This window comes from Helicobacter macacae MIT 99-5501 (assembly GCF_000507845.1).
Taxonomy (GTDB): domain Bacteria; phylum Campylobacterota; class Campylobacteria; order Campylobacterales; family Helicobacteraceae; genus Helicobacter_B; species Helicobacter_B macacae.
The window spans coordinates 67,391-80,094 of record NZ_KI669456.1; the positions used below are offsets into that span (position 1 = coordinate 67,391).

Genomic DNA, 12,704 nt, shown 5'->3' on the forward strand with positions numbered 1-12,704 from the left:
TTGTAGCACAAATTGACACAACAAATCGCTAAATTAAGGAGATGATTAAATGGTTTTAAAATGATTGTGCGGTTTTAGCTAAAAATCTCATCTATATCGCCGCGCACATACTCTTTTAGATTTGCATTTGTTGTGCCGTTTTTGTTGTAATACACTAGCTTTACGCGCACATTTTGCCCTTGATATGTCAAATCTATGTTTTCAAAAATATCTCTAAATCCTTGCGCTTTATTTTCTGCATTTTGTGGGGCGAGGCTTATTCCCTTTGGGTCTATAAACACTATGTCAAACTCACTTCCCCGCTTAATCCAAAAGATAAAGTCAGGGTAAAATCTCCTCATTTCTTGCGCGCTCTCATCAAAGTAGGGGATATAGATTTCATCGATATTTTCTACCAAACGACAAAAGCACCACTCACAATCTTTTAGCGCACTATCCTCACGCAAGATATAGCCCTGCAAATCACGCAAAAACTCCACTTCACTGCTATGTCTTATAGCATACACGATACTTGCCTTTTCGCTACTTGCGCCTTTTTCATCGATTATGAGTGGATTGTAGTAGTGCTTTGATAGGCTAGAATCTAGCTTGTAGCCATACACTTCGCATTGTGTGGATTTGCTTGCATTTGATTTTATGGCTTTTGTGTATTGCTCTATGCTGATTTTGCCCTGCTTTACTTCCTCCATTAGCTGTGCTTCGCTTTTGGTGCTTGTGCTACTGCTTACTAGCTCTTTGATTTTTTTGTTTATTTCATTGATTACCATTTCATCAAGTGTGCTTGTGAATCTCTCAAAATGGCAGATTTCGCCATCTAGATTCACGAATTTGCTAAACTCTTTTTTCTTCGCGTGAAAAAACCTATCAATCACCACAAAAGCATTACTAGAGCACAAAACCTCTTTATTACCCCTCACTTCAAAGCCCTCATTTGCGCGGATTTTTGCGATAGTGTGTAGTCCCATATCCACACTACTTGCCCCACCACAAAGTAGCAAAATATCCTCATCATAGCTTTTTACATACTCTTGCAGATTTTCCAAATCCACCTTAGAAATTCCGTAGATTTCATTGTGCTTTTGCCCCTCTTTGTATGTCGGCACGAGCAGTGGCGAAAAATCACGCCTAACCTTAAACCCCTTTATGCTCCCACTTGTCCTAAATACCTCTATCCCCTGTAGTATCGCCTCTATCGCACTATAATCACTCGCCATTATAAAAAGTGTCTCCACTCCCACGCATAGCGGAGCCAGATTTTCTTTTATAGCTATGTCTATATATGCTTTTTCTAGCCTTTGGCGCACATTTGCAAAAGGCTCGATTCGCACACCTCGCCCGATAGTTTGCAGGACATATTTTTTGGCATTTTTTGAGCCTATGTTTATAAAGCAGATGAGATTCACGCGGTTGCTATCCCACCCCTCGTTAAAGACTTTGCTACCCATCATTATGTTGATAGGCGAAGTGTTATCATTTATGCTACCAAAATAGCTTAATCCCAAATCCTCTCCACTCTCCACACCAAGTGATTGCAAATAGTGCTTTTCCCACTCTTTTGTGCTACCGATATTAAGTAGCATAAAGGGTTTATTTGCATTTTTGCTTTTAAAAGCGAGTTCTTTATCATTGCCTTTGATTTTGCACGCTTCCACGCTAGAAATCCCACTCGCATAAAACACACTCTCCCTCACAGCCTTGCTATCCACACTACGCACAATGTCTAAAAACGCCTCACTTAGCTCATTTTGAGCGAAATACATATTTGCATCTTTTAGCTTTGTGGCTAGATTTTGCGCGATTGTGCTTATGTCTATATCATTTGCCAAAATCTGCAAAATCGCCTCAAAATAGAGCTTCACTCCCGCTTCTTTGGTATTTACTTTATCACTTACAGCGATTATCAAAGGATTGTGATATAGCAAAGGCATTGTTTGCAACGATTCATACTCGCTAAATTTGCCAAAAAGTTTATCTTTGCTTTGTTTTATCGCGCAAAATAGCACAAAACTTTCTATGATTTTCTCTCTTTGTGTTTTCTCATCGCCTTTGTCTCTAAATGAGCGCAAATCACTATCAAGCACGGCGATATTTTTGCCATAGCCGTCATTATTGAATCGCTCTAAATTATAGTTAAATGCGCAAGTGCTCAAATCTAGCTCATCTTCAAATGTCGCACTAAAATTAAATATAAATCCACGCGCAAAGTCATTATTGCGCAAAATCTCGCCATTTGAGCGCATTCCACTTGCCAAAGCATTGAAGTAGCTTTTTCGCACGGAGTCCTTACTATCGCCTTTGTGTGCTTCATCTAGCAGGATATACCACCCGCTTTGGGAAAGGAAATTTCTATAATTTAGTCGCTTTGCCTTTGCGTCTTTGCCGACATTTTCAGCCGTGTCTAGCAAATCACTCCTAGCGATATACACCACCACCTCACCAAACAAACTCCCGCTAGATTGCGCTCTCTCAAAGTCTTTTAGCTCAATAGGCGTTATTTGCTTAGCGTTAAAGGCATTATAGCTTTCTATCTGCGCTCTAAACTGCTCCAAAATCTTATCATTTGGCGCAAGTAGCATTATGGGCTTTTTGGGAATCACGCCTTTTTGGCTTAAGCCACCTAGCAAGGCGATAAGTTTTATCATTACAATAGTTTTGCCACTACCTGTTGCCATCCAAAAACTTGCGCGGTTTATCTCGCTTCGCTTTATTTGTGGCATAAGGTTTTGCTTTTGGTATGTGTGATAGGCATTCAAAAGGCTAAGCGCATTGTCTTGGAATCGCTCTATATCGCGCAAATTTTTGTGATTGTCCTCTGTATCGCCTATATAGAGTTTTAGAGCGATTAGGGCATTTTTTAGCGCGGCTTGTTGGTAGTCTTGGAGTGTGATAGAGTAAGAAAATGTGCCAAATTCTAACTCACGCAAAAACTCATCAAAATCCTTATAATGCTCTTTGATGATTTCATTTAGCACAAGTTTTTTAGCCACAGACTTGCTTAGGGATTTTTGTTGTTTGTTTAGTTTTTTCATTGTTCAAAACTTTATAATTGATTTAATTGAGGCAGTATAGTTTTATACATTTCTCTAAAATCATTTGTGCCAATACCAATATTATTTTTAGGAAATCCTATATCGGAAATCAGTTTAGGAACATCAATCTGTTGTATTTGTATATTATTTGATATTAGATAATCATTTATTTTTTGCATTTTCCATTGTGCAATATTAAATTTATAGCCAAATAGCATTAAAACTTGAACAAAATGTCTTACACAACCATTTAATCTAGGACATTGATAATTGATATTATCTATATCACATCTAAAAATCATAGAAGCTAAACAAAGTTTTAGTTCATCGGTAAGTAGTAAATTATTAACAAAATTTATAACATCGTCAACATTTGAGATATTTGTTTTAACGCATTGTGTATCAAAGGATATAAAGTGTTTAGCATAACAAAAATGTTTAACAAAATAATAAGCGCATTGAGGGCATACTATACTATTATACAAACTTGAAAAAAGTGTATAATCGTCAAATTGCTGTATTCCATTCCAATGTATCAAATAATCGCCAAATGCAGGTTTTGAACCTTGTGAAAAAGTTATAAAATAACTTTTTCCAATAGGATATTGTTTATCTATTTGATATTTTTGGTTCATTTTTACTCCTTATCCCAAAAAATTAAAGTTTTTAGCTTTGGGTATTTTGCTATGTTGATGCTTTGCACATTTAAAATCTCGCCGTTACTATATTCGCAGGATTCTACCTCAATAGATTCCCCCTCCCTTGCGGAGGGTGTTAGGGGGTGGGTTTTATCCAAAAATAATCGCTTGATTTTCCACCCCATAAGGTTAGCGATAGTTTGAAATATATCAAATTCCGCTCTATATCCACCCATATTTAGCGTTATAGGTTTATCACATTCTTTGTTTAGCTCTTTTATAAGTTTGCGTGATTTGCGATAGTCGATGATACTACACCCACCCCATTTATCCCCACTCGTGCTAAGGGAGGGGGGATTTAGCACATATTCGCAATTTGCCAAAGCCTCTTCGTAAGATTCTAATTCATAATACCTAAACACTCCGCCACCTTTATAATCTACTTCTTTGCTGATACCACTAGCAAATCCTGCTATGACTTTTTTCAGTCTTGGTAGCACCACTTTATAAAAATGTTCGCCCATTTCTACACCTACAAATTTTCGCCCTAATTTTAAAGCCACAGCACAAGTTGTCCCACTTCCTGCGAAAAAATCTAAAATAGTAGAATTTTTATTGCTTCCCGTTAAAATAGCCCTTTGTAAAACTTTTTCGTGATTCTCTGTTTGAAATCCCCAATCACTAGAATATCCCACCCAATCTGTCCAATTTGAAGTCAATTTTTTTATATCACTTTCTTGTGTTTTTGGATTGCCGTCTATCAATCTAATTTCACTTCGTTTTTCCAATTCAAAAATTGTTTCTTGACTTAAAGCCCAATGCCTACCATTGGGTGGCAATAATTCTTTACCCAATATAATTCTAGCCTTACTTGTATATTTACCATTTTTAACAACTAAGTTACCTTGCGAAAATAAATGAATATAATCATTTGGGATTGGCGACCATCTTTCACCGGGCAAATGCATATCCCTCCACTTTCTCTCTTCTCTTTGAATGCCCTGAACATTAAAAATATAATCATTTGTTTTTCCAAAAAAGAAAAGCGAATCGCTACCACTATGATATTTTTTTATTGTTTCTGTAAGTTTTGCTGATTTGCTTACTACAATTTCATTGATAAAATTATCCTCGCCAAAAATGTTATTTAACAAGCTTCTTACTATAAAATTTCCATTATAATCACACCTTACGAAAATACTTCCTTTGTTGCTTAAAATTTGATTTGCCAATTCCAAACGAGAATCTAGCAACGAAGCCCAAGTAGAATCTTTAAAATTTACTTTATAATCAAAACTAGCATTTTCGCCAAGATTAAAAGGAGGGTCGATATAAATCAAATCAATTTTACCTTGATATTTTGGCATTATAGAATTAAGCACTTGAAAATTGTCGCTTTTTATTAGCTCACCATTTAGCAAGGACTCCAAATCGCTAAATGCAGAAAGTAAGGCAAATCTACTCTCTTTGCTTAAATACTTTGTGTCAATGGGCAGAAATTTATATTGACTTACCCACCCCCTATCCCCCTCCGCAAAGGAGGGGGAATTGGCTACGGTCTCTTGCAATGATGAGATGGCAAAATCCTCATCTACTAAATTTAGCTCTTTCCATTCTTTGACTTGTGATTCAAAGTGTGAGTCGCTAAAAATGTTTGCCAAAAGTGCGTTTGCATTTGTAGCGTTTGATAAAATCGTATCGATACTAAACACATACTGCGTATTTTTGGCAAATTTGGGTTTAAGCCATATCGCTTTTAGCTCCTCCTCAAACGCCGCGATAAAGTCAATAATCTCATAGGCTAGATTTTTGACATTTTGCAATCGCTTGATAGAGACTGCCTCCCACTGCTGAAACGCACTATCTTTGTAAAGATAGCTAAACATCCACAAATCAAACTGCTCTTGCAAAAACTCTTTGGCATTTTTGTGGATAAAGAAGTCGATTTCGTTTTGTTTTTTGTAGCTCGAAAAGAGTTTTTTAAGCGACTCAATGTGCGAATCGGTAGGCTTTTTGGGTAATAAATCATTATCGCTTAGTGCTTTGATAAAATCATCACTAAATTCATTGGAATTTGATTTAAATACATTAAACGAATCTGGAAATAAATCTTTTTGATTGGTTACTTTTATGGTGATTTGGGGGATTGACAAATTATCCTCTTGCTCACCCTCACTTGCGGAATGCAACTCTATTGTTCCCCCTCCCTCTGCGGAGGGGGCTAGGGGGTGGGTAGGATTTTGCGCAGAATTTAACGCACCATTTGTAATGCAATCAAGCTTAAAAAGCACCTTATTTTTGCTATTATCGGCGTTTTGTTTGTATTCACTCGCGTCAAAAAATATGCTAAATCTACTCTTACTATCTTTTTCTGCATTATCTTGCAAAATAAGGCTTTGATAGAGCGTGTCGCTTTTGACATAGTAGAGATTTTGGGTTTTGTAAAAAAGGCTTGTGTCTTTGGAGTTGCTATAAATTTTGGCATAAATGTTTTTATAAATAGGCGTGTCGGTAAAAAACGGCGTGCCTGTCTCATTTAGGTAGCTGTCAAAAAATGTGTAGAGTTTGTTATAAATGTCATTTGATTCTATGGTGTCATTGCCGATGAGGGATTTTATGCGCGATTCTAAGTGTGCTTTGATATGCGTGAAATACTGCTCTTTGATATGAAGTAGGTTTGTAAAGCCACTTTTGGTGGAGCTATCGTTGCTACTTGCTTGGCTATTTGCAAACGCGCTATTTGTATTTGATTCTTTTGCCCATTTGATTTCTTTGTTTGCACTCGCTTCTTTGACTTTCGCTCCAAGATAGCAATCCTCTAGCTTACTATAAAATGCCTTTTTGTAGTCCATATTTAAAACCTTTTTTGCTTTACCGCACTATGTTTGCAACGCCTTTACCCTAATCAAAATCTAGAAAAATCAATAAAAATTATAGCCAAATTTCGCCCTATCTTTATCCCCTTAAAAGCACTTTTGACTAGGATTTTAAGCCCGATATTTTAGCCAATTTATGTTAAGATTTTGGCTTTGCTTTGGACTCTTAAACATAAGGCTTTTGCTAGATGAAAACACTGATTTTACAAGACTTCCTAAACCGCTACAAAGACATAAAAGCCCGCGTGCATTCTATGGAGAGCTTCGGTGGGAGCGATGGTCCGGGCGTGCGCTTTGTGTTATTTCTACAAGGCTGTCGCCTGCGCTGTCTCTACTGCCACAATCCTGACACTTGGGACACTCACAGCGGGCAAGAGATGAATCTAAAAGACATTCTTAAAAAGATTTTGCCCTATAAAAAATTCTACCAAAATGGCGGGGTAACGATTTCTGGAGGCGAGCCACTGCTGCAAAGCGAGTTTTTATATGATTTTTTGGTCGCACTTAAAGTGCTTGGATTTCACAGCGCGATAGACACTAGCGGGATTGTCCCGCTTAAGAAGTCCAAAAAGTGCATAGATGAGGCAGGTATGCTCCTACTAGACATAAAGGAGGTAGATGAGCGCGACTGCGTAGCCCTCACGGGTGCTAGCGGGGAAAACGCGCTAAAAACGCTCCACTACTGCGAGGATACAGGCAAACCCGTGTGGGTGCGCTATGTGTGTGTGCCAAACTATACTCTAAGCACAGCCAAAATCCACGCACTAGGCAAAATCTTGCAAGGGCTAAAGTGCGTGCAACTAGTCCAACTCCTGCCATTTCATCAGCTAGGAGCGCACAAATACGCACAACTAGGCTTGCCCTACAAGCTAGCAACACTCCCCACACCCACAAATGAGGCAATGCAAGAAGCAAAGGGGATTTTGACAGGTTATGGGGTGGTGGTGTGAGATTTTGCTGGGTTTATACAAGGGGTTGCATTGTTTGAGAGATTGCGCTTGGTAGAGCCTTTTAATCAATTTTTAGCCAAACTATAAAATAATCCTATAAGTAGCCTTTGGGATAGATTTTAGGATAAGATTTTGCCGACAAAATTGAGAAAAATCACTTAAAAAAGCAAAACTACAAAAAAAATCATAAAAGCTAGAAAATCTAAGAAAAGTAAAAATACGCTAAAGGCTTCACACCTTTAGCGTAGCAGATTTTAGGCTTGTGGAGCTTGTGAGTATGGGTGAAGTATCGCAGGGTCTGGGAGCAAGCACACGCTTGATGGGTCTTTGCCCTCATAGTCGATTTTGCTTAGCAAATCTCGAGCAAGATTTATCCTCGCTGCTTTTTTGTCATTAGAGTCCACGATAATCCACGGCGCATAAGGCGTATGCGTGCGTGAAAACATTTTTTCAAACACTGCTGTGTATTCATTCCATAAATCAAGCGATTTGGAATCTATCGGGCTTAGTTTCCACATTCGTAGTGGGTCTGTCTTTCGCCTTTTTATGCGGAATTTTTGCTCATCTCGTGAAACATCTAAGAAATACTTAAATATCATTGTCCCGCTTGCGATAAGCATTTGCTCTAGGCTAGAGACTTGGTAGATAAATTGACGATACTCTTCAGGCGTGCAAAATCCCATAACCCTTTCCACACCAGCACGATTATACCAACTCCTATCAAAAAACACGATTTCCCCACCGCTTGGTAGAGAGCCTATGTAGCGCGTGAAATACCATTGTGTTTTTTCTACTTCTGTTGGCTTAGCAAGTGCTACGATACGAAATCCACGCTGATTTAGATGCTCTGTTAGAGCTTTTATCGTCCCGCCTTTTCCTGCTGCATCGCGTCCCTCTAGGATAATGACGATTTTTTTATTGTTTTTCTTTACCCAATTTTGGAGCTTAAGTAGCTCGACTTGGAGTTTTTGGATTTCGTTTTCATAAAACTCCCTTTTTAGACGCCCCGTTTTTTTCTTAAACACATCTTTAGCGTTTGTTTTTACGGATTCTGGGCGAACCGTAATTGCCTTTTTTGTTTCTTTTTTTTCTGACATTGACTTCTCCTTACAGCGAATGAAATAAAAAGCAATAAATGATAAGAAAATTAACTTAAAATAGACTTTAAATTTCTTAAATTTTGGCTAAAATATCGCATTTTTATCCAAAAATAGCAAAATCTATCCGCTTTTTAGACCACACTTCTATAAATCTATCTCTTAGCATCTAGTTATTTGCAAAATCAAAATAGTGCCACAAGGCTACTAAAATCTACAAAAAAAACTCTAAAATCCATTTAAGGAAAATCTATGCAAACCTCCCCAAATGCCAAAACAAATACTCAAACACCACTAAGCAAAATCTACTTTCTAAATATGCAAATAACAGATGCTATGACTTTGTGTGGGGAAATGCTAAAAAAATGCGCCCTTGTGTGCGAAAAAGATAGCGATATATGCGCCACTATCTACGCAGCTCAAAGTCAAAACAACCTAGAAGAGAATCAAGCGAGATTTAGTGAGTTTGTCGTGTGGTGCAAGGGGTTTTTTGGTGCAAATGTCCTTTTTGGAGATTGCCTAGACTCTATCGCTTTGGAGCGACTAAAAGCCCAAAACCTTATGTGCGCTACCGCAGAGAGTTGCACAGGCGGGCTTTTAGCCTATCATTTTACGCGAAATGCTGGGGCTTCTGCGGTGTTTTTGGGCGGAGTGGTAAGCTATGATAATTCCATAAAGCAGGGGATTTTGGGCGTGAGAGAATCAAGCCTGCAAGACTTTGGTGCAGTAAGCGAAAAAGTAGTAAGCGAAATGCTACACGGAGTGATAGATAGATTTGGCGCACAAGTAGCACTAGCTAGCTCTGGCATAGCTGGTCCTAGCGGCGGAAGCGCACAAAAGCCTGTGGGGTGTGTGTTTTTGGGTGTGCAAAAGCGTGGCGAAAAGCCCCTCATAGAGCAGTATTTTTTCACAGGCACTAGGGAGCAAATCCAAGAGCAATCTTGCCAAAAAGCCCTAGAAATGCTACTAAAAATCATATAACCCCTTGACAAAATAAGGCAAAAAACAATATAATCGCGTTTTGCTTTTTTATTTGGGCTTTTTGGTTCGTATTTTGCTTAAGGCTTTATCTCTAGCTTAGATTTCGTTAATTTTGCTAAGAGATTAGGAATCCCTACGAGAGAAGTGCAAAACTTCGTAAATCTGTTCTTTTATTTGATTTTGCAATCTGTTTTTTTTGATTCTGTGGTGCTGACCCGCTAGCTCAGTTGGTAGAGCAATTCCCTTTTAAGGAATGGGTCGTTGGTTCGAATCCAACGCGGGTCACCATTTGATTAAGTAGTGGCCCCTTCATCTAGTGGTTAGGATACCACCCTTTCACGGTGGCTACAGGGGTTCAAATCCCCTAGGGGTCACCACTTTTTCATCACTTCTTTTTCTTATCAAAATCGCTGGTCGCTTAGCTCAGTTGGTAGAGCGCCACCCTTACAAGGTGGATGTCATAAGTTCGAGCCTTATAGCGACCACCACGATTTAGCGACTTTTTACTTTCTTTTTGCGTAGATTTGCGTTATGTTTTGCGTGATTGCGCGATTTAAGGTTGCAGCGGTAGTTCAGCTGGTTAGAATGCCGCCCTGTCACGGCGGAGGTCGCGGGTTCGAGCCCCGTCCGCTGCGCCACTTAGTTTTTTCCTCACTTTTTACTTCTTATGCTACATTTACGACACAAAGCCTAGCAATTTTTACTTGACTTTTTCTAAAATCACATTCCAAAATCGCATATATATGCTTTATTGATTGCACCTGCCACTAGCACATTGATTTAGCGTAGCTGCGCTAGGGAGTGCGTTATTCCCACGCCTATCATCTCCCTCGCCTACACAATCACTAAAAGAAAGCGCACTAGCAAATGGCAGATTCGGCGCTTCTCTTACTTGAAGTAGCCCTAGCCCTGCTAGGATTGAAGTGCGCCCTCTCGCCCTAGCAGTAAGCCTCGCGCGTAGTTCAGCGGTATTAGTCGCTACCTGCATATATCGCCGAAGCGCGTCAAGCGAGAGAGCGCGTATATTTGTGGGAATCATTACAATGCCTTCATTCGTGCGCAAAATAACCACGGTATGCCCCATTATCGTCTCGCGCTCTGGTAAAAATAGCAATAAAAACGCAAGATACATATCCCCTCTCCTGCTATCTCGAAATAGCCTATCTATCAAGTCTGTTATGCCTTGCGTATTTGCGCTTACACCAAATAAACTCCAATCATACTGCGGAAGCATAGAAATAGAGCTAGCTATTGCGGTATTCATAGAGTTTAGAAATACGCTTGAAGCTGCGGTTGTGGGAATCGCATAATAATCCTCAATATCTGCCAAAGTATCGTGCAGTATAGAATGCCGTTGCTGAAAACTTGTAAATGGATTGGTATTTGGTGCAGTATCAAAAAAATATCCACCGCTTGTGAGAGGAGAGTTGTGATAGTGCATAAATTCTGCGATTATTTGATAGGATTGTAGCATACACACACCGCAAATGCCTTGCGACTGAAACGCAGAGTCGCGGCTTGTGGTATTTATGATTTGCAAAAGCCTCTGCTCCCACGCGCCTAGATTAAAATCTGGCGGTAGCTGCATTAGAGGTTGAGTTAAAGCAGGTGTTGTTAAAAGCGTGGGTTTGGCTTTGGTGTAGATTCTGCGATTTTTTTGCGGATTTTTGGCTAGATATTGTGTGAGTGCAGAATCGTGCGGGGCAAATTTAAATCCATCGCGCTCCAAATAATCATATTTCTCATCATACTCTTTCTTTGCCTTTTTCGTGCTAGTATCAAGCAGAGATTGCACTTGTGGGTGGGTATCAGGGATTTGTGGAATATTATAATCTTTGCTGCACGCGCTAAATGCAATTAGCACAAACACAAGCAACAAAGATTTATGCAATGATTTTTTCATTTTTTCCCCTTAATTTAGATTCCTAATCAGGTCTAGGGTCGCCAGGAGCCGGACAAAACGGCAGATTATCCCCCTCATTTGCGCTAATTAGTGCTAACCAATCTTGGAATTCCCTAGAGATGATAAACTCTGAGCTAGCTGCGTTTGCACTATCTTTTGGGATATATGATGGCTTAGCAAGGTAGGGCACACCCCAATGAATCCCATAATGCGTTACGCGTAAGTAATTTCCATTTCTATCTTTCAAGGCTACCTTTTTCTCGCCGATTAGCACGGGTTTGAAAAATGCCTTATTTTCTTTAGGTGGCTTTGTATCATCACATTTCCCCCACACTACCCAATCCCAATCTCCGCCACTAAGATTAGAATACATACAATTTAGCTGTGGCACAAACGCATCATAGCTAGCAATATGCCCACTCTCTACATTGTAATACAAAGGGTATTTTTCCGTTGAGGAGGAGTCATTTCGCACATAGTATTTCACGCTTTTTTCTTCCCAAGATAGCAAAAATCCAAAATTAAGCGTCCCCGCTGGAGCGATTGTCTTTTCCCACTCAAGCATACTAGAATCAAGGCTGTGTTCATTGTATTTCTCATCAAAAGCCCACGCCGCGTAGAGAAAATCCCCATCATCTTTTATGCTATATCGCTCATCGACACTCCAAAACTGCCCATTTTTGATTTTCCACTGCTGTCTTTCATCATTGATTACACAAGGGCTAAGGTATAGCATATCAGCTTCTCTAAGTGAGCTAAACACCGAGCCGGGCGCGGTTATACACACCCAAGTGTTATTTATGTAGTAGGCTAGGCGAGATAGGACATCATAACGGGCTTTGAGTGCTTCATCACGCGAACAGCTTATAAGTGCCATATACGAGTAGTTTTGCGCACTAGCAGAGAATTGCGGTGCATAGCACCATTTGGCATTGCCCTGCACCCGCACGGCTATGGGAGTGTCTTTGGGATTATCTGGCGGGAGCTGTCTAGGCGAAGATAGATTTGGCGTAGCTCCTAGTGCTTTTAGTGTTTGTCCTTGAGTGCGCTTATTTTGGCTAGACTGATTGCTAGGTTTGTTATGAAGCGAGCAAGAAGCAAAAAATAGCGACACAAAGAGTAGCGCAAAAATCGCTAATGAAGATTTTTGTAGCATTGCAAATCCTTAAAATTGGTATGCAGACATATTACAACAGATTTTACAACATATCATCTGAAATCTTATAAACG

Annotated in this window: 8 protein-coding genes and 4 tRNA genes; 6 read left to right on the forward strand and 6 right to left on the reverse strand. The window is 39.5% G+C overall.

Features of this window, described 5'->3' with window-relative positions; all coding sequences use genetic code 11:
• Positions 1-74: 74 nt before the first annotated feature.
• The 3 genes from HMPREF2086_RS10185 to HMPREF2086_RS10195 are packed head-to-tail and all read right to left on the reverse strand — an operon-like array spanning position 75 to position 6,519.
• Positions 75-3,029, reverse strand: coding sequence for a DEAD/DEAH box helicase family protein (locus HMPREF2086_RS10185; RefSeq protein ID WP_023928775.1), 2,955 nt, complete (start codon positions 3,027-3,029; stop codon positions 75-77).
• An 11-nt stretch (positions 3,030-3,040) separates the two neighbouring features.
• A complete protein-coding gene (locus HMPREF2086_RS10190) occupies positions 3,041-3,664 on the reverse strand; it encodes a hypothetical protein (RefSeq protein WP_023928776.1) in 624 nt (207 codons plus the stop codon).
• A gap of 2 nt (positions 3,665-3,666) precedes the next feature.
• Positions 3,667-6,519 (reverse strand): site-specific DNA-methyltransferase, encoded by a 2,853-nt coding sequence (locus HMPREF2086_RS10195; protein WP_023928777.1) that lies wholly within the window; start codon positions 6,517-6,519, stop codon positions 3,667-3,669.
• A 212-nt stretch (positions 6,520-6,731) separates the two neighbouring features.
• Between HMPREF2086_RS10195 and pflA the strand changes: the two genes are divergently transcribed.
• Positions 6,732-7,493: a pyruvate formate-lyase-activating protein gene (gene pflA, locus HMPREF2086_RS10200; protein WP_023928778.1), complete on the forward strand. Its 762-nt coding sequence runs from the start codon at positions 6,732-6,734 to the stop codon at positions 7,491-7,493.
• Positions 7,494-7,747: 254 nt separating this feature from the next.
• On the opposite strand, the gene ppk2 is transcribed toward pflA, so the two are convergent.
• Positions 7,748-8,590, reverse strand: a complete 843-nt coding sequence (ppk2, locus tag HMPREF2086_RS10205) for a polyphosphate kinase 2 (RefSeq protein WP_023928779.1) — start codon at positions 8,588-8,590, stop codon at positions 7,748-7,750.
• A gap of 252 nt (positions 8,591-8,842) precedes the next feature.
• On the opposite strand from ppk2, the gene HMPREF2086_RS10210 reads away from it, so the two are divergent.
• From HMPREF2086_RS10210 to HMPREF2086_RS10230, 5 genes are all read left to right on the forward strand, one after another.
• Complete coding sequence (locus tag HMPREF2086_RS10210) at positions 8,843-9,571, forward strand: CinA family protein (RefSeq protein ID WP_023928780.1); 729 nt, start codon at positions 8,843-8,845, stop codon at positions 9,569-9,571.
• Positions 9,572-9,783: 212 nt separating this feature from the next.
• Positions 9,784-9,859 (forward strand) — tRNA-Lys (locus HMPREF2086_RS10215).
• Positions 9,860-9,873: 14 nt separating this feature from the next.
• A tRNA-Glu gene (locus HMPREF2086_RS10220) sits at positions 9,874-9,948 on the forward strand.
• A gap of 35 nt (positions 9,949-9,983) precedes the next feature.
• Positions 9,984-10,059, forward strand: a tRNA-Val gene (locus HMPREF2086_RS10225).
• 73 nt (positions 10,060-10,132) lie between these two features.
• Positions 10,133-10,209 (forward strand) — tRNA-Asp (locus HMPREF2086_RS10230).
• 110 nt (positions 10,210-10,319) lie between these two features.
• Here HMPREF2086_RS10230 and HMPREF2086_RS10235 read toward each other — a convergent pair.
• Both HMPREF2086_RS10235 and HMPREF2086_RS10240 read right to left on the reverse strand, forming a co-directional pair.
• The gene (locus tag HMPREF2086_RS10235) at positions 10,320-11,474 is read right to left on the reverse strand and encodes a DUF1561 family protein (RefSeq protein WP_023928782.1); all 1,155 of its coding nucleotides are present in this window, start codon (positions 11,472-11,474) and stop codon (positions 10,320-10,322) included.
• 22 nt (positions 11,475-11,496) lie between these two features.
• Positions 11,497-12,630 (reverse strand): DUF1561 family protein, encoded by a 1,134-nt coding sequence (locus HMPREF2086_RS10240; RefSeq protein ID WP_023928784.1) that lies wholly within the window; start codon positions 12,628-12,630, stop codon positions 11,497-11,499.
• Between the last annotated feature and the right edge of the window lie 74 nt (positions 12,631-12,704).